This is a genomic window from Streptomyces sp. NPDC057136 (genome assembly GCF_042670885.1).
Lineage (GTDB): Bacteria > Actinomycetota > Actinomycetes > Streptomycetales > Streptomycetaceae > Streptomyces.
Genome location: NZ_JBHUUV010000061.1, coordinates 1 through 22458 on the forward strand (window position 1 = coordinate 1; position 22458 = coordinate 22458).

A 22458-nucleotide genomic window follows, 5' to 3' on the forward strand; every position below is an offset into this window, starting at 1 on the left:
TACTGCAGGGGGGACCCTGTGGGAGAGTAGGACGCCGCCGAACAATTATTCCGGGAAAGCCCCGTGCCCTTGTGGCACGGGGCTTTTCTGCGTTCACATATTGTTTGCGCAGGTCATGACCGGCGGGGCAGGATCTGCCAATGGACTATGTGATTCGAGCCGTAAGCGCCGAGGACTGGCAGTCGGCCAAGGAACTCCGGCTGGCCGCCCTTCAGGACCCGATGGCACCAGTCGCCTTTCTTGAGACGTACGAGGACGCGGTGGCCCGGCCCGACGCGTTCTGGCAGCAGCGGACGGCCGATGCGGCCGAGGGTGTCGCGGTGCGGCAGTTCATCGCCGAACGGCCCGACGGTGCCCTTGCCGGCACCGTGACGGTCCTGGTGGAGCGGCCGGGCGGCGATACACGGTTCGGGGCGGCCGCCGAGGTCGACCAGGCTCACGTGGTCGGAGTCTTCGTGCACAAGCAGGACCGGGGGAACGGTCTGGCGGACGAGTTGTTCCGTACCGCGATCGACTGGTCCTGGTCGCTGGCCGAGCCGCGTATCGAGCGCGTGCGGCTCTATGTGCACGAGGGAAATCCGCGGGCCGCGGGCGCTTACCGCAGGATCGGCTTCGTACCGTCGGGGCAGTCCGTGTCCGTACCGCATGACCCGGCTGCCCGGGAACTCGAGTATGTGATCGAGCGGGCTCGGCAGTAACGGGCGATCGTGCCTGTCTAGTGGATTCCCGGACTGGGGGTCTCAAGGGGTTGGCGCCAGCGGGCGCGGCCCTGTTCCTGTGAGCGGAGCAGGACCAGAGGGGGCAGGCCCTGGTCCTGACCGGTCGACAGCAGCTCCGGAAGCTGGGGAAGCGGAGCGACGGCCGCGACGTCGTCGAGGACGAGCGTCATTGGTGGGTCGAGCCGACCGTCGGTTGACCGTGCGGCCATGCGGCGGCCGTGCTCGACCACGTATGAGGACAGTGCAGTGAGCAGAGGCATTGCACCGGGGCGGGATCGGGGGTCCTCGATGGGTTCACCGACCACATACAGCGTTCCCCCTTCACCCGTAAATGATTCCAGTGCGAGCGAATCCGCTCGGTTCGGTGTGCAGGCCTCGCGGATGTGGACCGAGGACAAGGCGGCGAAGGCCCGTACCGTCAGTTCCTGGGCGAGCTCCCGGCGTTCGGGGTAGGCGGTGAGCGCGGACTCCAGCAGGCCGGCGATTCCGGATGCGGCCTTGGGGTGCGTACGGAGGAGTCGTACGGCCTCGTGGGCGTTGCCGCCGAGGGCCCAGCGGTGGACCTGGCGGAAGGGGCGGCCGTCGACGGCGGCGGCGTGCAGCCAGCACTTCAGGAGCGTCTCGGCGGTGTCCGCCGTGGCCGTGTCTATGCGGGCCTGCGGGCGTACAGGGGCGAGGAGTGCGGTGGCGCGGGCTGCGGCGACGTCGGGTTCCTCGCAGCCGGCCGTGGGGGACCAGTGGAGGCGGGCCGGGGTGTCGCAGAGGTGACCGGGGTCGTAGACGAGGACCGGGCCGAGCTTGCCGCGGGCGTCCTTCGTCTCGGCCCAGACCGTGGGGTCGGAGGTCACCACGAGGACGGGGCCGTCGGCGTCCAGGATGGCCTGGACGGCCGCGGGGCGGCGGGTGGCCGCGGGGCCGTAGACGAGGTGCGGGGTGCGGGGGGAAGGGACGAGTGGGGTGAGTGGGGTGGGGGTGACGGGTGTCGTGGGGGTCGCGGCGGTCGGCTCGGGGGTGGATTTGATCAATGTGGGGGTTGGGGCGGCCGGGCGCTCCTGTACGGGAGCGGGGGCTTCCTGGGGCTGGGCGTGCCGTGCGTTGCGGCGGGTCTCCCGTACGACGCGCCAGCGGGCCGTGACCCCCAGGACGAACACCGTCAGCACCAGGAGCACCATCAGTTCGCCGATGAACAGGCCCCAGAACAGCCCGTACCCGGAGAGCTCACCCGGCGGGGTTTCGGGCCAGGCGCCCGGGAGGTTCTGCGGGTCGGTGGCCAGGGCGCGCAGGGCCAGGGGTGTCCGGGTGAACGTGATGCCCTGCGGCCAGGCGCCGTGGGCGAACAGGCCGGCCAGTGCTGTGGCCGTCCAGCCGAGGACCGTCAGCCCGAACAGGAGGCCCAGGAGGCCGACGAGCAGCCCGTCCGGGAGGCCGCCGGTGCCGCGTTCCTCTCTGCTCGACGTGCTCCCCGCCACGTCAGGCCACCGTTGACTCGGACGACTCGTCCATCCGCTGCTGGTGCTCGATTCGGACTGCCCGTTGCTCCGCCTCCAGCTCGGCGGCTCGTACGTCCTCGGGGAGCAGATCGTTCGCGGAGCCCTCGGTCATCGCGCGGTCCGTGTAGACGAGGGGGCGTTCGGCTTCGGTGATGAGGTGTTTGACCACCTGTACGTTGCCGTTGACGTCCCAGACGGCGATGCCGGGGGTGAGGGTCGGGATGATCTCGACGGCCCACCTGGGCAGGCCGATCACCTTCCCGGTGGCTCTCGCCTCGTCGGCCTTCTGGGCGTAGATCGTGCGCGTCGACGCCATTTTGAGGATCGCCGCGGCTTCCCGGGCCGCGGCTCCGTCGACCACGTCACTGAGGTGGTGGACGACGGCGACGAAGGACAGGCCGAGGCGTCGGCCGAACTTCAGCAGTCGCTGGAAGAGCTGGGCGACGAACGGGGAGTTGATGATGTGCCAGGCCTCCTCGACCAGGAAGATGCGCTTCTTCCGGTCGGGCCTGATCCAGGTGTGCTCCAGCCACACGCCGACGATCGCCATCAGGATCGGCATCGCGATCGAGTTGCGGTCGATGTGCGAGAGGTCGAAGACGATCAGGGGCGCGTCGAGGTCGATGCCGACCGTCGTCGGTCCGTCGAACATGCCGCGCAGGTCACCGTCGACGAGGCGGTCCAGGACGAGGGCGACATCCAGGCCCCAGGCCCGTACGTCGTCTATGTCGACGTTCATCGCCTCGGCGGACTCGGGCTTCGGGTGGCGCAGTTGCTCCACGATGTCCATGAGGACCGGCTGGCGGTCGGTGATGGTGTCGTTCACGAACGCGTGGGCGACCTTCAGCGCGAAGCCGGAGCGTTCGTCGAGGCCGTGGCCCATGGCGACTTCGATGATCGTACGGAGCAGGGCGAGCTGGCCGGTCGTGGTGATCGCCGGGTCGAGCGGGTTGAGCCGGATGCCGCCGTTGAGGGCGGCGGTCGGGTCGAGCCGGATGGGGGTTATGCCCAGCTCCTCGGCGATGAGGTTCCACTCGCCGACCCCGTCCTCGCCCTGGGCGTCCAGGACGACGACCTGGCGGTCGCGGAAGCGGAGCTGGCGGAGCACGTACGTCTTCTCCAGCGCGGACTTGCCGTTGCCGGACTCGCCGAGCACCAGCCAGTGCGGGGCGGGCAGCTGCTGTCCGTACAGCTGGAAGGGGTCGTAGATGTAGCCCTTGCCGGAGTATACCTCGCGTCCGATGATCACGCCGGAGTCGCCGAGGCCGGGGGCGGCGGTCGGCAGATAGACGGCCTGGGCCTGGCCCGTCGACGTACGGACGGGCAGCCGGGTCGTCTCGACCTTCCCGAAGAGGAAGGCGGTAAAGGCGTCCGACAACGCGGACAGCGGATCTCGCATGGCGTGAATGACCTCCCTCTCGGTCTCGCGGTACGTGGTGGGTGTGCGGGTCCGTCAGCGGCGGATGCCGGTGGCGAACGGCAGGGTGTTCACGAACGCGCGGTGGTGCTCGCGGTCGCACCACTCCAGCTTCAGATAGGACTTGCCGGCCGAGGCCCGGATCGTCCGCTTGTCGCGGGCGAGGGCCTCTGGTGAACGGGACGACACGGTGATGTACCCCACCAGGTTCACTCCGGCCGCACCGCTGGCCAGATCTTCACCCCGCTGGTCGAGTCGCCCGTGGGCCGCGATGTCGCGCGGGTCGACGGTCCGGTTCATCTTGGCCTGGCGGCTCGCTTCGGCCTCGTCGTTCGTCTTCTCCGTCAGCATGCGCTCGATGGCGACCTCGGTGGGTTCGAGGTCCATGCAGACCGCGACCGTACGGATGACGTCCGGCGTGTGGACGAGGAGCGGGGCCAGGAAGTTGACGCCGATGGGGGTCATCGGCCACTCCTTCACCCAGGCCGTGGCGTGGCACCAGGGGGCGCGGGTGGTGGACTCGCGGGTCTTGGCCTGGAGGAACATCGGCTCGACGGCGTCCAGTTCGGCCGGCCAGGCGTTGCGCTTGGTCATCGCCTGGATGTGGTCGATGGGGTGGTCGGGGTCGTACATGGAGTGCACGAGGGAGGCGAGGCGGCTCTGGCCGAGCGGCTGGCGTACCCGGATGTCTGCTTCGGCGAGGCGGGCGCAGATGTCGGTGAGCTCGCGCGCCATGACGACGGCGAGGCCGGAGTCGCGGTCGAGTTTGCGGCCGCCGTGCGGGCGGGCCGCGCGGGCCATGGCGTTGGCCTCGGCGGCCAGTTCGCGGCTGTAGTGCATGCAGGCGACGAGGTAGGCGCGGTGCTGCTCGCTGGAGGTGGAGACCATCGACTGGAGCTGGTCGTATGACTCCTGGAGCCAGCCGGGGGACGACTTGTCGCCGCGCTGGGCGACGTCCTTGGCGTGGGCGTCGGGGTCGGCGGGCAGGGTGCGGGCCAGCATCTGGAGGCGGGTGACGAAGCCGTCGCCGTTCGCCACGTGCTTGAGGAGGGTGCCGAAGCGGTCGACCAGGGCTTCCTGGTCCTCGCTGTCGCGCAGGCCGACGCCGGGGCCCTCGATCTCGATGGCGGCGGTGACCGTACGCCGGTCGGCGTGCAGGAGTACGGCGATCTCGTCGGGGCCGAAGGGGGCCGCGAGCCAGCTGATCCGGCCGATGCCGGGGGGCGGGCCGATCTCGACCTCACGGCCGTCGGCGCTGACGCCGGCTTCCATGGCGGAGGAACGGTAGACGGTGCCCCGGCGCAGGGACCGCTTGAAGCTGCGGTTGATCTCGAACCATTTGTAGAACGTCCGGTGCTTGTACGGGACGTACACGATGGCGAGGGCCAGCAGCGGGAAGCCCATGAGGAGCACGATCCGCAGGGACAGGACGGGGACGATCAGCCCGCTCATCATGCCGAGGAACGCGCCGCCGATGATCAGGGCGATCTCGCCGGTCTCGCGGTTCTTGCCGACGATGGCGTTGGGCCGGGCGCGGCCGATGAGATACGTACGGCGGGGCGCGATGGTGTGGGACTGGGTCGTCAACGCCCGCCACCTCCTGTGCTGTTGTTACCTGTGCTGCCTGAACTGCCGCCCCGTGCGGAGCGGCTGCTGTGGGGGGTTCCGGAGGTGGGACCGGAACCGCTGCGGGGCGGGGGTGCAGCGGCGGACCCGCCTCCGCCGCTGCCGCCGGTGCTGCGGGAGCTGTGGGCGGCGACGCCGCCGCTGGCCGGGTTGGCGGAGCGGGCGCCTCCGCCGCCTCCGCCGCTGTTCTGGTCGTTCCGGCCGCTGTGGGTCTTGATGCCCTGGGAGACGAGGGCGGCGGGGGAACTGATCAGGGCTGCGGCCTGGGAACCGTCGGTGGCCTGCTTGCGGTTGGTGCGGGCGCCCTGGATCTCGTCGCCGAAGCCGGGGACGAAGCGGTAGATCATGGCGGACGCGAAGATGGCCAGCAGGATGATGGAGAGGCCGGAGACGACGGCGGAGAAGGCGTCCGGGCCTTCGTCCTGGGAGAGGGCGCCGGCGAGGCCGAGCACGATGACGATGACCGGTTTGACCATGATTACCGCGATCATGATGCCCGCCCAGCGGCGGACGTGGCCCCACATGTTCTTGTCGACGAGCCCGGCGTAGACGACGACTCCGAGGAGGGCGCCGACGTAGAGCAGGGCGGCCCGGATCACGAGCTCCAGCCACAGGACTCCGGCGGCGAGGATCGATACGAGCGAGACGACGATCAGCATGATCGGTCCGCCGCCGATGTCGTCGCCCTTCTCGAGGGCCTTGGCGAACGATCCGAAGAAGACGTCCGTCTGGCTGCCGCTCGCGGCGGAGATGACTTCGGTGACTCCGTCGGTGGCGGAGACGATGGTGTAGAGGATGAGCGGGGTGAAGGCGGAGGCGAGGACCGTCAGCCAGAGGAAGCCGACCGCCTCGGAGAGGGCGGTGGTGAGCGGCACGCCGCGGATGGCGCGCTTGGCTACGGCGAGCAGCCACAGGACGAGGGTCAGGATGGTGGAGGCCGCGAAGACGACCGCGTACTGCTGGAGGAACGTGGGGTTGGTGAAGTCGACGTTCGCGGTGCTCTTCACGGCCTCGCTGAGCTTGCCGACGATCCAGGAGGCGGCGTCGGCGCAGCCGCGGGCGAGGGAGGAGAGGGGGTCCAGGGCGTCGTCTGTGGTGGTGGGGGCGCGGCGGGCGGAGCCGCCGGCGTCGTCGCCTTCGCAGTAGTCCTTGGCGGGTCCATGAATGAGGTCGCAAGGGTTGTTGCTCGGGCTCGGCGTAGGCGTCGGAGCCGCGGCAGCTCTCGTGGCCAGCAGGATGACAGATGCCTGCACCGCGGCGAAGGTGGCCGCGGCCCACTTCGCGTAGCGGTGTGGATTAACGGGCATAGGTGAAGCCTCCAAACCCATTGACTGCACCGGCGATCTCGTCAGCGCTGGACGCCCGTGTATCGCCACCAACTGGAGCGGGGCCGTCCTTCTGGGAATGGGTGACGGCCTTCCAGTCGCCGCCGATCCACACCAACTCCATCGTGATGGTGAACCAGCCATTGGTTACAGGCTTGGTAGATCCTTCGCCCGCCAGCCCGATCAGGCCGGCGCACCAAACTTCCACGGTGGATTGGTCACCAGAAGTTCTGGTCACCTTCGTACCGATTGGCATGGTGCGGGAGACGAAGGTGAACCCGTCAGGGGTGGAGCCGTCCTCGTTGAGTCCCACGTTCCTGAAGAACGTGCCCGAGTACGCCTTGTCCAGCGTGGAGCGGAACTTCTCTACAGAGGATGGAGCGATGACACCATCAAGAATGGTGTCGCGCTCTGCCTTGTCGAACATCCCCGCAGACCCCAGCGCCACCGCATAGTTCGCCGCCGCGCTCTGCGCCCCCTGTTCGTCGTGGGCGAAGCCTGAGGGGATGGTGCCGTTCTTGCCCTGGACCGGCTTGGTGCCCGTGGCGGCCGTGGGGCCCGTTCCTGTGGTGCCCGGCTTTTTCGCGTTGCCGTCGGATGCCTCGTCGTTACTGCCTCCGCCGCGGTTCGCGAACGCGATGGCGGCGATGAGGAGGACGACCACGCCGACCACCGTGACGAGGGAGCGGGAGGTGCGGGCGGGGCGGCGGCCGTGGTCGCCGCCGTCGCCGTCGGGGAGGCGTGTGCGGGTCTGGCGGGTGCCGCCCAGCGTGCTGTACGGGTCGTCGCTGCGGCCGCCCGAATCGCCGCCGTAGCCCTGATCGTCGCCCTGGCTCATGCCGCGTACGCCCCCTCAGCCGTCTGCAGTGCCGCGTAGTACGACGGTAGCTGTGCTGGTTGCCGCGCATGCGCGGTGTGGTGACTGGACATCAGGGAGACGCAACCTCAGCCGGTGGGCACGACGGACGGATGGTGTGAGGTGGGCAGGGACGGCCCGGGGTGGGACGGATGGCGTCGGGTCAGACCGCCATGCCGTACACAATGGTGAACAGGGTGCCGAGCGATCCGATGATGAAGACGCCCGTGAGTCCGGCCACGATCAGGCCCTTGCCCTGTTCGGCGCTGAATGTGTCGCGCAGGGCCGTCGCGCCGATGCGTTGCTTGGCCGCGCCCCAGATCGCGATGCCGAGACAGAGCAGGATGGCTACGGCCATCACCACCTCGATCATGATGCGCGCCTCGTTGCCGAGGGTCCCGAACGGCCCCCAGTTCGGGGCGATTCCGCCGATGATGGTGGTGATGTCGCCCTTTTCAGCTGCCAGGATCATGTAAGTCACCGCCCCTGTTGGGTAGTTCGCAGCCCGTGCCGTCCGGCACGGGTCGCCTTCTATCTTCGCTGATGAAACCGCGCCCGTACGACGCCTTCCCGGTCTCTTTACCCGGATCTCGCACGTTTGACCGGGACGACCGTCCTGACCTGCGACTCGTGCCACCATCTGCGCGCATATGCATGGTTACTCTGTGTATCACGGGGTGTGACCACGAGCAACGAGGATGGCCTCGGGTTCCTGATGCGGTTGCAGCGTTCGGCCCGGGCGCGGGGTTCGTACGCGCCGTTCGAGAGCCGTTGTCGCGCCGGTGAACTCCGCCGACGTGCCGTCAGAGGACGGTGCGGCAGGGGGCCGTGGTGCGTCGGGGTGTTCGCCAGTGCGACGGTGGCTTGAAGTCGCACCAGGTGCCGTCGAACGGGAAGGCGCCGGTCTCGGCGAGCCGTACCACTCGTACTCCTTCGGCCCTGATAGCCACCGCTTCTCCGGCCGACCAGTAGGCGGGGTGGTCGGTCTTGTCGGCGAACGACTGCTCGTCCTTCCAGCGCCAGCTGCGGTCCGGGGCCACGTTGACGTCGAGTTCGTGGTCGGCGACGTCGATGTCCTCGCCGTGGTGGACCCGGTGTTCCAGGTTGACGTACCAGCCGCGGAACTTCTGGTTCCGCCCGAAGAACCAGAACACGGCGTGGCCGGCCCCCGAGGGCTGATGGATGAGGGCGCTGCCCATCGGCCAGCGGTCGGCCGTGACGGGGTATCCGTGGGCCGGGCGCTCATGCGGGGGGATGTCCCGGAGGTGGGCGCCGCCCGGCAGTTCCGTACGCCACATGGGTGTCCCGTATTCCAGCCAGACCAGCTGGCCTTCCGCCGTGCGCTCGACGAGGCGTACGGGAACCGATGAGCTCAGGTGGCCGCCGATGAAGAGGTTCCAGCGGAGGACGCTCCCGGGTTCGCCGGGAGGTGGGCCGGTCGTGCTGTCGGGTGGGCCGGTCACGGGGAGAGCAGGGCCAGGTCGTCCGCGGAGAGCTCGATCGTGCCGGCGGCCACGTTGTCGGCAAGGTGGTCCGGGTTGCCGGTGCCGGGGATGGCCAGGACGTGCGGTCCCTGGTGCAGGGTCCAGGCCAGCCGGATCTGTGCGGCCGACGCCCCGTGGGCGCGTGCGACGGCCAGTACCTGCTCGCTGTCAGTGCTGCCCGCACCTGCCTCGCGCCCGGCGCCCGCGATCGCATAGAACGGAACGAACGCGACCCCCTGCTCACCGCACGTGCGCAGGAACTCGGCCTGATCGGGCCGCGCGCCGATGCCGTACATGTTCTGTACGCAGACGACTGGCGCGATGGCCTGGGCCTCAGCGAGGTGCTCGGGGGTGATGTTGGAGAGGCCGAGGTGGCGGATGAGGCCGGCATCGCGAAGGTCGGCCAGCACGCCGAAGCGCTCGGCGATCGAACCGGTGCCGACGATGCGCAGGTTCACGACATCGAGATGGTCGCGGCCGAGCTGGCGCAGGTTCTCCTCGACCTGGCCGCGCAGCTGCTCCGGGGTGGCGTGGTCCATCCACTCGCCCGAGGGGTCCCGGCCCGGTCCGACCTTGGTGACGATGACGAGGTCGTCCGGGTAGGGGGCGAGCGCGTGGTTGATCAGCTCGTTGGCGGAACGCAGGGGCGAGAAGTAGAAGGCGGCCGTGTCGATGTGGTTCACGCCGAGTTCGATCGCGCGGCGCAGCACGGTGATCGCGCGCCCGCGATCGCTGGACGTGGCTTCGGCCGTGAGCGCCTCGCCGTACTGCGTCAGGCGCATGGCGCCGAACCCGATCCGGTTGACCGGCAGGTCACCCAGCTTCCAGGTGCCTGCGGCGGCTGCGTTGATCGTTCCCTCTGAGGTCATCAGAGGATTCTGTCACTGGTCGTCGACGTCGTGCGGGGAGTGCGGGAAAGGGGGCGGCCAGGGATGGTCAGGGGGATGGCTCAGACAGGAGTGCTGTCGAGCCAGAGCTGCGAGCTGTCCTGGGGATCGCACGTCGCTCCGGGCATGGCGTTATAACTGGTCATGCTGAGGCACGTACCATCGCTGACGCTTTTGAGGGTGTGACCGTTCGAGGTCTTGGTGCTGATCGTCCAGGCCTGGGTCGCGGAGCTGGTGCAGGTCTCGATGCCGGAGCCGGCGTAGTTCTTCGCCTCAAGGCATTTGCCCGACCCCTTGTTGACGATACGGAGGGTTCCGTCCGCGCGGGGTGAGTACGCCCAGGTGTAGTTCATCGTGGTCCCGTTCTTCGACGGGGCGCCGCATTCCTGGGCCGTCATGTCGTTCCCTCCGTACGGGGAAACGGACTCCGCAATGCATCGGCCGTGGGAGGAGTTCTTGAGGAAGAACTTCCCGGAAGGCACGGGTTGTGACGGGGTCTCGTCATCGGCGGGGCCGTCGGGGGTTCCCGAACCCCCGGAGGAATTCGACGCTCCCGAGGTGCTGGAGCCGCTCGAACCGCCGGAGCCGTTCGTGTCACCGGCCCCGGCCCCCGCCCCGGCTCCACCCGCGTCGCCGCCCTTCGGGGCGGCGGGCGACGATGCGGCGTTCGGGTCCTTCTTTGAGCCCGAGGGGCCCGACGAAGGCGTGGTGGGTTTCGAGGAGTGGCCTCCTGCCGTCGCGTCGGACGGTGTGCCGGGCGTCGGGGGTGACGAGGAGCCGGGGCGTGCGCCGAACACAGGTAACTCGAGGGGCGTGAGGGCGACCGTCAGGGTTGTGCCCGTGACCACTACGACAGGCAGCGCGAAGATCAGCACCCGTCGGCGTCGCGGATGCGCCTTGGGAGGAGTGGTGGAAGCAGGCTCGGCCGGGGGCGCTTCGGGGATCGCGATCGCGGCGGGGGTGGGCTCGCCGTCGGTCTCATCGGACGATGCCGGTGGCGGCGTCTCCGGTGCGGGCGGGTTCGTGGCGAAGGCTTCCCGCTCGGTGATCCGGTCCGTGACGACGGGCGGCCACAGTGAGGACGAGGCGGTGGGTACATGGCCTGCGGCGAGGGCGAAGAGTTCGTCGGTCGTCGGCCTGTCCGCGGGGTCCTTGGCGAGGCAGGACTTGGCGATGGCGGCCAGGTCCGGATGGGTCTCGGGCATCCGGCCGAAGTCGGGCTCTTCGTGGACGATGCGGTACAGCAGATCGAGCCCGGAACCGTCCCCGAAGGGCGGGCGGCCGTTCGCCGCGAACAGCAGCAGGCTGCCGAGCGCGAAGACATCCACCGCGCCGGTCAACCGGCGGCTCGCGACTGCCTGTTCCGGAGCCATGTAGGCAGGCGCCCCGACGACCATGCCCGTCTTGGTCAGCCGGCTCTGATCGGCCGCCCGCGCCACTCCGAAGTCGATGAGCGTCACGCCGTCGAGCGTCAGCATGACGTTGGACGGCTTGAGGTCGCGGTGCACGATGCCGGCGGCGTGCACCGCGCGAAGGCCCGACGCCGCGTCGCGGAGCAGCCGCCACAGGGCATCGCCTGGCAGCGGGCCGTCGTGCAGCCGCAACGCGTCGCTGAGGGTGATGCCGGGAATGTACTCGGTGGCGAACTACGGTGGTTGGGCGGTGCGGTCACTCGCCAGCAGCCGCGCGCTGATGCCGGCGGGCAGCCTGCCCAGATTGTCGAGCTCCTGCCCGAAGTGGCGCAGGAACTCCTCGTCCTCGGCCAGGGCGGGCAGCACTTGCTTGACCGCGGCGTAATGCCCCGCCTGTCCCTTGTTCTCCGAAGTGGCGCCGAGATAGACCCGGCCCATGCCCCCGGACCCGAGAACCGCGAGCAGTCGTAACGAGCCGATGCGCCGTGGATCACGCGGCTCCAACGGCCTGGCTCCGCTGCCACTCAGGTCAGAGCTATTTTCCAGTCCCCCGTGCATGGCCATAGGTTGGCGGAGGGGTGTGTGGTTCTGGCGGGCATGCCAAGTCCCTTGAGATTGCGGCACTTTGAGGGCCCTTTTGCGCCCGGCATCGGTCCGAAGCTCGTCTGCTCAGTCGGCGAAGTGGTCGAACTCGCCGGCCTGTACGCCCTTGGTGAAGGCGTCCCATTTGGTCCGGGTGGTCGTGACGACGGTGCCGGGGTCGCTGGTCTCGCGGAGGTAGACGAGATCGTTGGCTGCCCCGAACGCGATCTCGATCCAGGGGCCGGGGCCTTCTGCGTCCTCGGGGGCGGCGCGGGTCCAGGTGAGGTCGGTGGGGATGCCGTCAGCCATGGGTCTGGTTTCGCTTGACGGACTGGACGAGGGCGGCCCACGCGGAGGGCGTGGTGCGGAGTATCGCGCCGGTGGGGTCGCTGCTTTCGGTCAGGCTGACCGTTCCCTGGTGGGTGGCGACGTGAACGCAGGCTTCGCCCTGCGCGCAGTAGGAGGACCGCTGCCAGGCGGAGGTGGTCATGTTTGTTCCCTTCATAGTTCCTGGGCGATCTTGCGGACAAGGTCTCGGGACTTGGCGCTGCTCAGCGCTGCTGCGTCGAGTCGTTCGAGCAGGAGGCGGTACTGCGTCAGTTGGGCCTCGGAGTCGATGAACACCGGGCCGTGGGACTGGTCGAGCTGCGCGGTATCGAGCGCGGGCACGGAACCCTGCACGTAGTACACGGACTGGCCCGAGCCCGGGTAGTACGTGACCTCGAAGGGGATCACACGGATCGTCACGTGGGCCTGCTCGCTCAGCTTGAGCAGATGCAGGAGCTGAGCACGGGCCACATCGGGGCCGCCGAACCTCATGCGGAGGGCGGCTTCGTGGATGAGGGCGCGGTACGGAACGGCGTCGTCCCGATACAGCACTGCCTGGCGCTTTACGCGGTAGGAAACCCGGTGCTCGATCTCTGGAGGGGACATTTCGGGAACGGCTTGTCGGTAGATCTCCCGCGCGTGATCGATGGTCTGCAACAGCCCGGGGATGTGGATGCTGTGCGCCGCTTGCAGGCCCGTGCCGTGGTGCTCGATCTCGGCCAGGTCGAGAAGCTTGGGCGGCAGGATCTCCCGGTACTCCTCCCACCAGCCGCGTTTGCGGTCACCCGTCATGGTGGCCAGGGCTTCGATCAGTGCCTGATCTGTGCAGGAGTACGTGTGGGCGGCGACTCGTACGCGTTCGGCACTGACGCCGAATCGTGCCACCTCTATGTTGCTGAGCTGACCCGCGCTTGTGCCCAGGAGGTCGGCTGCCTGGGTGGTGGTCATCCCTGCGCGCTCGCGCAGCTTGCGGAGCTCTGCCCCGAGGCGTGTGCGGCGCGCGGTAGGGGCGGCCCTGCCTGCCATCTCGGAATCTCCCCTGAAATCAGCTGAGTTGGGCTTGTCACTCACACGAGTGGTTCTACTCAAGGATTACGGTCAACTAGTGCAAGTGATACTTGCGCAACCCTAGTCTGTGGATCAGGCCACCGCCCAGAAGTACCCCGCTCGACGGAGCGGCCTCGTCACTGGGCACCGAAGAACCCTCAGTCAACTTCCCTCCGTGATCGGAGACTTCCATGACCCTGGCCACCGTAACGCCGCCCTGGGCCTACACCCTCCAACTCCCGCAGGATCCACGCGCACCAGGCGTGGCCCGGACAACGCTCCGTGCCGTCCTGCGTGTACACGGCATGCGTGAACTGTCCGATACAGCCGAACTGCTGGCGACCGAGCTGGTCACCAACGCGTACCTGCACTCGACGGGTCCGTACTCACTCCGCCTGCGCGGCGCCGGGCGCCAGCGGGTCCGGCTCGGCGTGTGGGACACCAATCCGGAGATCCCGGAGCCCTTCGCCAGGGGCGGCGTCGGCGGCGTACGGGCGTCGTCACCGCTGTCCGAGCGTGGGCGCGGGCTCCATCTCGTATCGATGTGTGCCGACAGCTGGGGTGCGTACGCGATGTGCGGTGGCCTGCCGGGGCAGGGCGGGAAGCTGCTGTGGGTGGAGTGCGCTTGGAAGCCGGAGTGTCAGTGCGGCGACCTACTGTAACTGTGTGTAGTGGATCGATGGAACTGGGGAGGGGACCCTCATGTCAGAGGCTTACGGATACGACTGGCAGTACGGTGGAATCGCCGCAGGACGAGATTCGGGCCCTCCCTCCGAATCTGTTCGTGCAGCCACTGAACCCGCATCTCAGGGACGGAGGCCACCCAACGTGTCTGCTTTGCCGTCATTGCGCCCGCGTCCGGGGAACCTCCGTGAGATCGCCGAGAAGATCGAAGAACAGACAGGTCTGCGCGTGCAGGTCTTGGGCGGAAGCCTCGTGATGTCCCCGACTCCTCGCGGAAAGCATGCCGGGACGATCAGGCGGCTGCGTCTGCAACTGGACCCGGGGCTCCCGGCGGGGCTGGCGGCGTACGAAGTGTCATCGGTGGCCATGCCCGACGATCCCGATGACTACGCGACACCGGACCTCATCGTGTTGCCCGAGGCGTGGGACGACGACGACAACTGGCTGGCGGATGCGGCTGACGTCGAGCTGGCCGTGGAGGTCATCTCCCAGTCGGAGAAGGCCAGGGACATCGGCCAGAAGAACGACTGGTACGCGGTGGCCGGGGTGAAGGCGCTGCTCGTCATCGATCCCCGGTACGGCACGTGGGCCGTGCATCTGCGGCCCGGGAACGGTACGTATCAGCAGGTGCAGCGTGGCAAGCACGGCGATGACATTGCCTTGCCGCCGCCCCTGGAACTCACGGTGGCCACGGACTCGTTCCCCTTGTACGGCGTGCCCGGACGCGGCGCCGACCGCTCCTGACGAACTCCCCTGATCGGCTGACCTGCACGGACTCCGGGCGTGTGCCTGCGCTGTGCCCTATTGCGGGGAAGCTTTGCTGATCAAGCACCGTGACGTTCGATGACGAGTTCGGCGACGCGGGTGGGCGGTATGCCGGTGGTGTCGATGACGTCGGCCGCCGTGCGGAGCCAGGGCAGGGCTTCGGTGTACGCGGCGAGGTGATCCAGGCGCCACTGGCGGGCGTTGGCGCTCTCGGGTGCGGTGTCGGTCTCGATGCGGTGGACGAGCGTGTCGTGGTCGGTGTGCAGGAGGAAGTGGTGGACCGGGATGCCGGCTGCGGTCAGGCCGGTGCTCAGTTCCTGCCAGTACTGCTCCTTCAGGACGGTCTGCGTGATGACCAGCGTCCCGCCCACGTGGTCGAGGAGCTGCCGGGCCGTCTCCACGACCAGGCCGCGCCAGGGTGGCCAGTCCTGGAAGTCACGGGGCGGAGTGCCCAGTACGTGCCACAGCATCTCTCCGACCTTCTCGGCGTCGAAGAGCCGGGAGTCGGGGATGCGGGCGGTGAGCTCCTTGGCCGTGGTGGTCTTGCCGGCGCCGAAGGTGCCGTTCAGCCAGATAATCATGCCGAGTACGGTACGGGGCCCTCCATCGAACGAGTGATTCGGGCCGTCCGGCCGCGCCGCCCGTGACGCCCGGGATTCAGGGGTGTGGGCAGGTCCGGGGCGCTCGCGGTGTCGTGCGGGTGTGGCATGTCGTGCACCGCTGAACTGGGACAGTGCCGCTGCACGATCAAGGAGCGGGGTGAGCGGTGTGGCCGTGGTGGGGCAGTCGTCGTCGGGGCAGCAGAGGCTTAGTGACCTGGCCGGTCCGAGGGGCGGTGGTGGCAGCGGTGGTGGTGGCAGCCGGGCGCTGAAGCACAGCGACGGGCCGTGGACGCGGGCCGCCGGTGGCGCGGAGGCGATGCGGACGCACTTGGCGCCGGTGAAGTCCGAACTGGGGGCGGCGCACGAAGGGCTGCTGGCGGGGGCGGGTGACCTGACGGCTCTGGCGGAACTGGGCACCGTACGCGAGTCGTGGGAGCGGCGGATCGCGACCGCGCAGGGTGAGTGCGCCAGCCTCGCGGGAAAGCTGCGGGCCGTGGCGCGTGCGCAGGGTGAGACGAACGAGGCCGTGCGGTCGTCCTTCGCGCCGGTGGCGGGCGGGGTCGGGGCGCGATGAGCGGGTCGGTGCTGACGTGGGCGAAGTTACGGGACCTGAAGTGCGCCGAGCTGGAGGGGGCGGCCGACGGCTGGGGCCGGGCGAGCAACAGGGCCGATGCGGCCCGGGACCGGATCGAGCAGCAGCTGCTGAACGGCTTGCGTGAGACGGAGCAGGGCGAGGCGGCCGATGCGGCGGTCGGGCGGCTGCGGCAGCTGAGCCGGAACTTCCAGTACGTCTATACGGAGTGCGGCCTGCTCCGTACGACGCTGAACAGCCTGGCCCACGAGATGAGGGCCCAGCAGCGGGTGCTGGCGGATGCGCTGGATGATGCGGTGGCGCTGAAGTTCACGGTGCACGCGGACGGGTCGGTGACGTATCCGGCGGTGGGCGAAGGGATTGTCGACGGGAAGCCCTTGACGGGTGGGACGACGGCCGGGGGAGTGGTACCGGGGCTGGTGGCGCCGTCCGGGCTGGTTGCGCCGAACCCGAACGCGGCGAAGGCGCAGGACATCGCGGACCGGGTCGTGAAGGCGGTGCGGACGGCGGCCGAGATCGACTGGCGGTACGCGGGGACTCTGCGGAGGCTCAGGGCGGAAGAGGGCCTGAAGGTCCCGGACTCGACGTGGACGGATGCGGCGGGGGACGCGGCGGCGGTACGGGGTGCGGCGCGGGGGTACCTCAAGGACAACATCCCGCTGGATGCGACTCCGGCCGAACGCGGTGCGTGGTGGGCCGGCCTGACGCAGGAACAGCGCGAGGAGTACCTCGCGGTGTACCCGGACCAGATCGGCAACCTGGACGGAATCCCGGCCCTGGTCCGCGACACCGCCAACCGCGACAACCTTCAGTTGCTGATCGGGAAACTGGAGGGGCGGGACGACGAGGAGGCGGCTACGAAGCTGGCGGGGTTGCGGGAGATTGACCGGCAGCTGCAGGCAGGCACGAAGCCGCCGATGTATCTGCTGGGCATCGGGGATGAGGGGAACGGGCGGGCGATTGTCTCCTACGGGAATCCGGATACGGCGAGAAATGTGGCGGCATATGTTCCTGGGTTGAATACGTCGTTGGATGAGGAATTCGCGAAGGCGGATCTCAAGCGTGCCTGGGACACAGCCAAGGGTGCGCAAAAGTACGACCATTCCAGTGCGGCGATCGTCTGGCTCGGCTACGACGCACCGCAGGCTCCGGACGGGCTGGAGAGTCTGGCGGTCATGGGTGACGAAAGGGCCGAGAAGGGCGGGCGTTCCTTCCATGGATTCATGGGGGGTCTGGCAGCTACCAACGAGAACGGAGACCCGCACATGACGGCCATTGGGCACTCGTACGGTTCCCGCACAGTGGGTGCTGCAACGCAGCACGGTGGCGGGATCTCCGGGGTTGACGACATCGTTCTCGTCGGCAGTCCGGGGGTAGGGGTGGATCGTGCCGAGGACCTTGGAGTGGGCAAGGAGCACGTCTTCGTTGGTGCGGCTGAGAATGATGTGGTGACCAAGGCTCCATCTAAATTGCAAGGCAATCTCGCTGCAGCGGCGGGGCCGGTCGGATACGTGATTGGGGGACTTGCCGATCGAGGAGATGACGACGTTTGGTTTGGAAAGGACCCGGCAAGCGAGGCATTCGGAGCCAGACGATTCCCTGTGGGCGAAGGGCCGCCGTTGGTCAGCAGAGATGGGGTGTCGATTGATGCACACTCTCATTACTTTGACCCGCAGAAGGACGCTGTATCTGCCGACGGCATCGCTCTGATTTCTGTTGGGCAGTCTCAAAAAATCAAGACGGAGGAATTGCGTTGAGGTGTCGACTCCGAGGCGTGGCGTTGGCGTTTTTGCTTTGTGCGTCACTGTCCGGGTGTGTGAATGGCGCCATCTCAACGAATGGCGGAAATCGAGGCGATATGAATATGCAGGGTGCGGCAGGTCATGCCGATGAGATTCTCGACGCAACATTGGGTGAGATCAAGCCGGAAGTGCAGTGGGCGCACGGCCCAACCAGTACGGGAAGCTGCGACGTGTCGCGAATGCGCGTGGTGATGACCATTGTCTCTGAGCAGCGGCGAGGTAGCTTCCTGGGCATCGTGGACCGTTTCTGGCGGAAGAACGGATACAGGATCAAAGCGATCAATAAGGATGTGGATGTTCCGGCGATCTATGCGCAGACCAAGGAAGGGTTCGGCGTCAGCCTGAGCTTCGGCGGCAAAGGCCAAGCCTTCTTCGAAGTCGACAGTCCTTGTGTGGAGGAGTCAGAAGTAGCCGAGTCCACCACCAAGCCGAACGGTCCGGCATACGAGGACGTCTACCCGCTCCCCCGCCCCAACATCCGCTCCGACTTCTGGTCAGCCGGAGCCCCCTGACCTCGCGTCACCACCCCCCCCGCACCCCCACCACGCCCCCTCCCACCCGTACACACCAGCGAATCGGCCCATGAACCGGGCCCGGATGGGGGATGGTTGAGGGGTGCGGAAATACTGGGTGGTTGTCGGCGGTGGGATCGGGCTGTGTCTGTGCTTCGTGGCGCTGCTCCTCGTCGGTACGTACTCCGCCGCCGCCGGTCTCGCCGGGGGTGGTGGGGGCGTCGTCGGGCTGGCCAAGGGGGCCGTTCCCGCGCGGTATCAGCCCCTGGTGGAGAAGTGGGGCAACCTCTGTCCCGCCATCAACCCCGCCCTCCTTGCCGCGCAGTTGTACCAGGAGAGCGGATGGAACCCGAGGGCCCAGAGTCATGCCGCCGCTCAGGGCATCGCGCAGTTCATCCCCGGGACCTGGGCCTCGCACGGGGTCGACGGGGACAACGACGGGGACCGGGACGTGTGGGACCCGGCCGATGCGATTCCGTCCGCCGCCTCGTACGACTGCGAGCTGGCCGGGTATGTGAAGAAGGTCCCGGGCGACCCGACCAACAACATGCTCGCGGCCTATAACGCCGGTGCCTACCGGGTGATCCGGTCGGGCGGGGTGCCCGCGATCGCGGAGACGCAGAACTACGTCAAGATCATCCGCTCGCTGGAGAAGAGCTTCGCCAGGCCCGTCGGCCGCGTCGCGCCCTCGCGGCAGGCGGCCGGAGCCATCTACTTCGCGCAGAAGAGGCTCGGTACGCCCTACCTCTGGGGCGGCAACGGAACGGCCGAGCAGGGCGGGCGGTTCGACTGTTCCGGGCTGACCCAGGCCGCGTACCGGACCGTCGACATCGAGCTGCCCCGCGTCGCCAACGATCAGTACAACGCCGGGCCGCATCCCTCGCGGAATGAGCTGCTCCCGGGCGACCTCGTGTTCTTCTCCGACGATCTGACCAACTCGCGGACCATCCGTCACGTGGGGCTCTACGTCGGAGGCGGGTACATGATCAACGCCCCGTACACCGGGTCCGTGATCCGGTTCGACAAGATCGATACTCCCGACTACTTCGGTGCGACGAGGGTCACGAAGGACGGCGCGGCGGCTCTTCCGACCGACCTCCCGCAAGCCTGACGCGTACGCGACCGGCACGCGACGGGCATCTGACGGACAGTCGCCGTGGCCGGAACTCTCTGTGAAGCCTGGGCCCTGAGCTGCGACGACGAGTCACTCTTCGATAACGTCATGGTGATCATTCGGTGGAGGTCGGAACGTACGCAGCTGACAGGCCGTTTCCTGAACTGGGGCAGCATGCGCACTGACCATGCGGTGTTGCCCGGGACACGCGGTACCGCACTGAAACACTGAAATACGGGGGTCGACCGAAGCAGCGCACGCCTGTGTGCGCCGCAGCAGACAAGGCAAGGGGCCGCAGCAGATGGCTGGACTCGCACTCGATGGGTCGAACCCCGACGTCAGCCTGCTCTACGACATCAACGGGCTGGCGAAGGCCTCTCCCGCCTGGTTCGACCGGGTCATGGAGTTCGTCGGTGAGTACGGGATCATGCTCGGCATGGTCCTGGTCGCCCTGTTGTGCTGGTGGAGTGTGCGCCGGCGCGGGACCGTCGAGGACTCCGTGACGGCTGTCGCGGGAATCGTCTGGGCGCCGCTGGCCGCCGGGATCGCCCTGCTCATCAACATTCCGATCCGGGGTTTCGTGGAGCGGCCACGACCGTTCAATGATCACGACGGGCTGGACGTGCTCGTGGCCGGAAAGACGGACTTCTCGTTCGTCAGCGATCACGCCACCATGGCGATGGCAATCGCCGTCGGGCTCTTCGTCGCCAACCGGAAGTTCGGGTTCGCCGCTCTCGGCCTCGCGCTCGTCGAAGGTCTCTGCCGCGTCTACATGGGTGTGCACTACCCGACGGACGTCGTCGGTGGTTTCGCTCTCGGTACGGCGGTGGCCCTGCTCCTCGCGCCGCTTGCCATGGCCCTGCTGACGCCGCTCGTGACAGCGGTGTCCCGGTCCGGCCGGGTCGGCTCCCTCGTACGTTCCAGCAAGCCGGTCGGCGCTTCGGCCGACGACCGGGGCAGCGCGCTCGGGATTCCCGAGCCGCGGCCCGGGTCGGGCGGCGGTGGTGCGGGAGAGAAGGACCTCGCCGCCTGACAGGCGGCAGGGGTCCACGGGCCCCACGGGCCCAGTGGTTAAAGAGACTGGGGGAAGGTGAAGAGGCGGGTCGGGTCGTACCGCTCCTTGAGGCGCGCGAGCCGGTCGGCGGACGTGCCGTAGTACGCCTTCCGCCAGTCGCCCAGATCCGGGTCGACGTAGTTCTGGTACGCGGCCCCGGAGGCGTACCGGCGCAGTGCCGCGTGGGTAGTTTTCAGCCAGCCTTGCTGGGCCGTTCCGGAGGTCCCGGGCTGCCAGGCGCCGATGTACTGGGCGAGTACCCGTGAGCGGCGGTGGACGAATGCCGTCGCCTGCGGGTCGACCCGGTTGATCGCACCGCCGAGCGCGGTGAGAGTGATGGAACCTCCGCCGCCGCCCTGTTCCACCGGAATCCGGGTGAATGCCTCGGCCCGGTCGATCAGCGCCCGCAGGCCCGCCGCGGAGAGCGGCCGGTCGAAGAAGTCGGAGGCCGCGGCGTACGCCTCGCGCTGGAGCGCCCCGCCCTCGTTGCGGCCCGGCGTCGTGCCCGGCAGGTGGCACTGGGCGTCCGTGAGGCCCGAGCAGCCCGCGTAGACGAGCATCGCCTCCAGGAAACTGTGGCGGCGCAGCGATACGGAGGAGGCCGAGGCGCCGATTTTGTCGGCGAGCCGGTCCACGGCGTTCTGCAGATCCCCGTACGTGCCGAGCGAGAACGCGGCGATCGACAGCGTCGGCATCCCTCCGCCCGGCCCCGCGTCGAGGTGGGCGGAGGACCAGATCTCGTCCGGCTGCTCGGGGCCCCACTCCTGCCAGGCTGCGAGGACCGCCTGGGCGCGGGACCACGGGTAGGAGAGGAAGCCGCTGACGGTCGACGGGGCCGGCCGGGTGCGGAAGCGGAGTTCGGTGACGACACCGAAGTTGCCGTTGCCCGCGCCGCGCAGGGCCCAGAAGAGGTCCGGGTGGTGGTCGGCGTCGGCGGTGAGCGCGCTGCCGTCGGCGGTGACCAGGGTGGCGGACGTCAGGTTGTCGCAGGTCAGGCCGTATGCGCGAGAGGCGACACCGTGGCCGCCGCCGAGCGTGAGGCCGGAGATGCCGACCGTCGGACAGGAGCCGCCGGGGACGGTCCTGCCGTGGCGGGCCAGTCCCCGGTAGACGTCGATCAGTTTGGCGCCGGCTCCAACGGTGCCGTTCGTGTCGACGCGGGCGAGCGAGGACACGTCGATCACCAGCCTGCCGTTCCCGCTCGACCAGCCCGCGTACGAGTGACCACCGCTGCGGATCGCGACCGGCGTACCGGCCGAACGGGCGAAGGCCAGGCACGCGCGGACATCGTCCTCGTGCCGTACGTACGCGACCGCCGCCGGCTTCAGGGTGTCGAACCGGATGTTGTAGAGCTGCCGGGCACTCGCGTAATCAGCGTCCCCGGGGCGTACGAGGAGGCCGTCGAGGCTGCGGTCGAGGGCCGGCCAGTCGGGAGACGCTGTACCGGGAGACGAGGGGCCGGGGGAGGCGGGGCGTGCCGGGGTCGGGCCGGGGGACTTGGGGAGGCCGGTGGCCGATGCGCCGCCCGCACCGTCGCCGTTCGCGCTGCAGCCGGTGGCCGCGCTCAGCGCGGCGGCCGCGCCCGCGGCCAGTCCGGCGCTGAGCACGGTACGACGGTGGGGCGCGGGCCCGGCCGGAGGTATCGGGGGCGTCGGGGCCTTCGGACTGTACGGCCGGTTCATGGGCGGACTCCGGGTCGGGCCCCCGGCCGATCGGTTGATCAGGCGGTGAGGCGGTGAGGCGGTGAGGCGGTGAGGCGGTGAGGCGATGGGGCGACGGGGCGACGGGGCGATCAGGCGGTGCGTCGTCAGATGGCCTGGGCTTCGGGCGCGTCATCGGACGTGGACAGGTGCTGCTCGGCATCCGTACGGGCCCGGTCGCGGGACCGGCGTGCGGGTCCCCGCCACCCGCAGGTGCAGTGGGCCAGACAGAACGAGCCCCGTTCGATCGTCGTGACGCTGTGCGGCGAAGCGGCGGCATGCGCGTCGATCGAGGTGGTGCCGGGCTGGGGCGGGATCATCGGGCCGGCCATGTGGAGAGCCGGGATACGCGTGTGGTCCGGGGCCTGGGTGGGGGCTTCCTCATGCACGCGTCCACGGTACCGGGGCGGCGCCCGAACGGCGGGTCCGTGCGCCGATCGATGTACCGGACAGGGGCGCCC

The 22458-nt window shown here is 68.8% G+C and carries 24 protein-coding genes; 8 read left to right on the plus strand and 16 right to left on the minus strand.

The window, feature by feature from the left end; translation table 11 throughout:
* The first annotated feature begins 140 nt into the window (after positions 1 to 140).
* The gene (locus ACFT7S_RS36660) at positions 141 to 698 is read left to right on the plus strand and encodes a GNAT family N-acetyltransferase (protein WP_382740237.1); all 558 of its coding nucleotides are present in this window, start codon (positions 141 to 143) and stop codon (positions 696 to 698) included.
* 17 nt (positions 699 to 715) lie between these two features.
* Here ACFT7S_RS36660 and ACFT7S_RS36665 read toward each other — a convergent pair whose 3' ends face one another.
* The 13 genes from ACFT7S_RS36665 to ACFT7S_RS36725 form a co-directional block, all read right to left on the minus strand.
* Entirely contained in the window at positions 716 to 2188 is a 1473-nt protein-coding gene (locus tag ACFT7S_RS36665) for a type VI secretion protein (protein ID WP_382740240.1), read from the minus strand.
* A 1-nt stretch (position 2189) separates the two neighbouring features.
* Positions 2190 to 3608 (minus strand): ATP-binding protein, encoded by a 1419-nt coding sequence (locus tag ACFT7S_RS36670; protein WP_382740243.1) that lies wholly within the window; start codon positions 3606 to 3608, stop codon positions 2190 to 2192.
* Between the two features lie 54 nt (positions 3609 to 3662).
* Positions 3663 to 5213 carry an SCO6880 family protein gene (locus ACFT7S_RS36675; protein WP_382740246.1) on the minus strand — a complete coding sequence of 517 codons (1551 nt, stop codon included), beginning with the start codon at positions 5211 to 5213 and terminating at the stop codon, positions 3663 to 3665.
* Complete coding sequence (locus ACFT7S_RS36680; RefSeq protein ID WP_382740249.1) at positions 5210 to 6559, minus strand: hypothetical protein; 1350 nt, start codon at positions 6557 to 6559, stop codon at positions 5210 to 5212. The genes ACFT7S_RS36675 and ACFT7S_RS36680 overlap by 4 nt, the downstream gene beginning before the upstream one ends.
* Positions 6549 to 7415: a hypothetical protein gene (locus ACFT7S_RS36685; RefSeq protein WP_382740252.1), complete on the minus strand. Its 867-nt coding sequence runs from the start codon at positions 7413 to 7415 to the stop codon at positions 6549 to 6551. Before ACFT7S_RS36685 ends, ACFT7S_RS36680 begins: the two co-directional genes overlap by 11 nt.
* A 181-nt stretch (positions 7416 to 7596) precedes the next feature.
* Positions 7597 to 7905, minus strand: coding sequence for a hypothetical protein (locus ACFT7S_RS36690; RefSeq protein WP_014047394.1), 309 nt, complete (start codon positions 7903 to 7905; stop codon positions 7597 to 7599).
* Between the two features lie 331 nt (positions 7906 to 8236).
* Positions 8237 to 8896 carry a DUF402 domain-containing protein gene (locus ACFT7S_RS36695; protein WP_382740255.1) on the minus strand — a complete coding sequence of 220 codons (660 nt, stop codon included), beginning with the start codon at positions 8894 to 8896 and terminating at the stop codon, positions 8237 to 8239.
* A complete protein-coding gene (locus tag ACFT7S_RS36700) occupies positions 8893 to 9786 on the minus strand; it encodes an aldo/keto reductase (RefSeq protein ID WP_382740258.1) in 894 nt (297 codons plus the stop codon). Before ACFT7S_RS36700 ends, ACFT7S_RS36695 begins: the two co-directional genes overlap by 4 nt.
* A gap of 80 nt (positions 9787 to 9866) precedes the next feature.
* Entirely contained in the window at positions 9867 to 11435 is a 1569-nt protein-coding gene (locus tag ACFT7S_RS36705) for a protein kinase (RefSeq protein WP_382740318.1), read from the minus strand.
* Positions 11436 to 11450: 15 nt separating this feature from the next.
* Positions 11451 to 11720 carry a hypothetical protein gene (locus tag ACFT7S_RS36710; RefSeq protein ID WP_382740261.1) on the minus strand — a complete coding sequence of 90 codons (270 nt, stop codon included), beginning with the start codon at positions 11718 to 11720 and terminating at the stop codon, positions 11451 to 11453.
* Positions 11721 to 11885: 165 nt separating this feature from the next.
* Positions 11886 to 12107, minus strand: coding sequence for a DUF397 domain-containing protein (locus ACFT7S_RS36715; RefSeq protein WP_382740263.1), 222 nt, complete (start codon positions 12105 to 12107; stop codon positions 11886 to 11888).
* Positions 12100 to 12288: a DUF397 domain-containing protein gene (locus ACFT7S_RS36720; RefSeq protein ID WP_382740266.1), complete on the minus strand. Its 189-nt coding sequence runs from the start codon at positions 12286 to 12288 to the stop codon at positions 12100 to 12102. The genes ACFT7S_RS36715 and ACFT7S_RS36720 overlap by 8 nt, the downstream gene beginning before the upstream one ends.
* Positions 12289 to 12299: 11 nt before the next feature.
* Positions 12300 to 13151, minus strand: a complete 852-nt coding sequence (locus tag ACFT7S_RS36725) for a Scr1 family TA system antitoxin-like transcriptional regulator (RefSeq protein WP_382740269.1) — start codon at positions 13149 to 13151, stop codon at positions 12300 to 12302.
* A gap of 212 nt (positions 13152 to 13363) precedes the next feature.
* Here ACFT7S_RS36725 and ACFT7S_RS36730 point away from each other — a divergent pair, with 212 nt between their 5' ends.
* Together ACFT7S_RS36730 and ACFT7S_RS36735 are read left to right on the plus strand one after the other, a co-directional pair.
* Positions 13364 to 13834: an ATP-binding protein gene (locus ACFT7S_RS36730; protein WP_382740272.1), complete on the plus strand. Its 471-nt coding sequence runs from the start codon at positions 13364 to 13366 to the stop codon at positions 13832 to 13834.
* A 166-nt stretch (positions 13835 to 14000) separates the two neighbouring features.
* Entirely contained in the window at positions 14001 to 14600 is a 600-nt protein-coding gene (locus tag ACFT7S_RS36735; RefSeq protein ID WP_382740275.1) for a Uma2 family endonuclease, read from the plus strand.
* A gap of 80 nt (positions 14601 to 14680) precedes the next feature.
* On the opposite strand, the gene ACFT7S_RS36740 is transcribed toward ACFT7S_RS36735, so the two are convergent.
* The gene (locus ACFT7S_RS36740) at positions 14681 to 15202 is read right to left on the minus strand and encodes an AAA family ATPase (RefSeq protein WP_382740278.1); all 522 of its coding nucleotides are present in this window, start codon (positions 15200 to 15202) and stop codon (positions 14681 to 14683) included.
* Between the two features lie 178 nt (positions 15203 to 15380).
* On the opposite strand from ACFT7S_RS36740, the gene ACFT7S_RS36745 reads away from it, so the two are divergent.
* The 5 genes from ACFT7S_RS36745 (at position 15381) to ACFT7S_RS36765 (ending at position 20276) form a co-directional block, all read left to right on the plus strand.
* On the plus strand, positions 15381 to 15797 hold the full coding sequence (locus ACFT7S_RS36745; RefSeq protein WP_382740280.1) for a hypothetical protein: 417 nt from the start codon (positions 15381 to 15383) through the stop codon (positions 15795 to 15797).
* On the plus strand, positions 15794 to 17572 hold the full coding sequence (locus ACFT7S_RS36750) for an alpha/beta hydrolase (protein ID WP_382740283.1): 1779 nt from the start codon (positions 15794 to 15796) through the stop codon (positions 17570 to 17572). Before ACFT7S_RS36745 ends, ACFT7S_RS36750 begins: the two co-directional genes overlap by 4 nt.
* Before the next feature lie 59 nt (positions 17573 to 17631).
* On the plus strand, positions 17632 to 18129 hold the full coding sequence (locus tag ACFT7S_RS36755; RefSeq protein WP_382740286.1) for a hypothetical protein: 498 nt from the start codon (positions 17632 to 17634) through the stop codon (positions 18127 to 18129).
* Between the two features lie 103 nt (positions 18130 to 18232).
* Positions 18233 to 19240 carry a C40 family peptidase gene (locus tag ACFT7S_RS36760; protein WP_382740289.1) on the plus strand — a complete coding sequence of 336 codons (1008 nt, stop codon included), beginning with the start codon at positions 18233 to 18235 and terminating at the stop codon, positions 19238 to 19240.
* Positions 19241 to 19544: 304 nt separating this feature from the next.
* Positions 19545 to 20276, plus strand: coding sequence for a phosphatase PAP2 family protein (locus tag ACFT7S_RS36765; RefSeq protein WP_382740292.1), 732 nt, complete (start codon positions 19545 to 19547; stop codon positions 20274 to 20276).
* A gap of 38 nt (positions 20277 to 20314) precedes the next feature.
* Here the strand turns inward: ACFT7S_RS36765 and ACFT7S_RS36770 are convergent, their stop codons facing one another.
* A complete protein-coding gene (locus ACFT7S_RS36770; RefSeq protein WP_382740294.1) occupies positions 20315 to 21979 on the minus strand; it encodes an FAD-binding oxidoreductase in 1665 nt (554 codons plus the stop codon).
* A 125-nt stretch (positions 21980 to 22104) separates the two neighbouring features.
* Complete coding sequence (locus tag ACFT7S_RS36775) at positions 22105 to 22386, minus strand: hypothetical protein (RefSeq protein ID WP_382740297.1); 282 nt, start codon at positions 22384 to 22386, stop codon at positions 22105 to 22107.
* Positions 22387 to 22458: the final 72 nt, after the last annotated feature.

Excerpts from the sequence above, each read along its gene's own strand:
- ACFT7S_RS36770 (WP_382740294.1), bottom strand. The coding sequence starts at position 21,979 with ATGAACCGGCCGTACAGTCCGAAGGCCCCGACGCCCCCGATACCTCCG.
- ACFT7S_RS36750 (WP_382740283.1), top strand. The coding sequence starts at position 15,794 with ATGAGCGGGTCGGTGCTGACGTGGGCGAAGTTACGGGACCTGAAGTGC.
- ACFT7S_RS36740 (WP_382740278.1), bottom strand. The coding sequence starts at position 15,202 with ATGATTATCTGGCTGAACGGCACCTTCGGCGCCGGCAAGACCACCACG.
- ACFT7S_RS36700 (WP_382740258.1), bottom strand. The coding sequence starts at position 9,786 with ATGACCTCAGAGGGAACGATCAACGCAGCCGCCGCAGGCACCTGGAAG.
- ACFT7S_RS36765 (WP_382740292.1), top strand. The coding sequence starts at position 19,545 with ATGGCTGGACTCGCACTCGATGGGTCGAACCCCGACGTCAGCCTGCTC.
- ACFT7S_RS36680 (WP_382740249.1), bottom strand. The coding sequence starts at position 6,559 with ATGCCCGTTAATCCACACCGCTACGCGAAGTGGGCCGCGGCCACCTTC.
- ACFT7S_RS36730 (WP_382740272.1), top strand. The coding sequence starts at position 13,364 with ATGACCCTGGCCACCGTAACGCCGCCCTGGGCCTACACCCTCCAACTC.
- ACFT7S_RS36690 (WP_014047394.1), bottom strand. The coding sequence starts at position 7,905 with ATGATCCTGGCAGCTGAAAAGGGCGACATCACCACCATCATCGGCGGA.
- ACFT7S_RS36685 (WP_382740252.1), bottom strand. The coding sequence starts at position 7,415 with ATGAGCCAGGGCGACGATCAGGGCTACGGCGGCGATTCGGGCGGCCGC.
- ACFT7S_RS36725 (WP_382740269.1), bottom strand. The coding sequence starts at position 13,151 with ATGGCAGGCAGGGCCGCCCCTACCGCGCGCCGCACACGCCTCGGGGCA.
- ACFT7S_RS36715 (WP_382740263.1), bottom strand. The coding sequence starts at position 12,107 with ATGGCTGACGGCATCCCCACCGACCTCACCTGGACCCGCGCCGCCCCC.
- ACFT7S_RS36660 (WP_382740237.1), top strand. The coding sequence starts at position 141 with ATGGACTATGTGATTCGAGCCGTAAGCGCCGAGGACTGGCAGTCGGCC.
- ACFT7S_RS36720 (WP_382740266.1), bottom strand. The coding sequence starts at position 12,288 with ATGACCACCTCCGCCTGGCAGCGGTCCTCCTACTGCGCGCAGGGCGAA.
- ACFT7S_RS36670 (WP_382740243.1), bottom strand. The coding sequence starts at position 3,608 with ATGCGAGATCCGCTGTCCGCGTTGTCGGACGCCTTTACCGCCTTCCTC.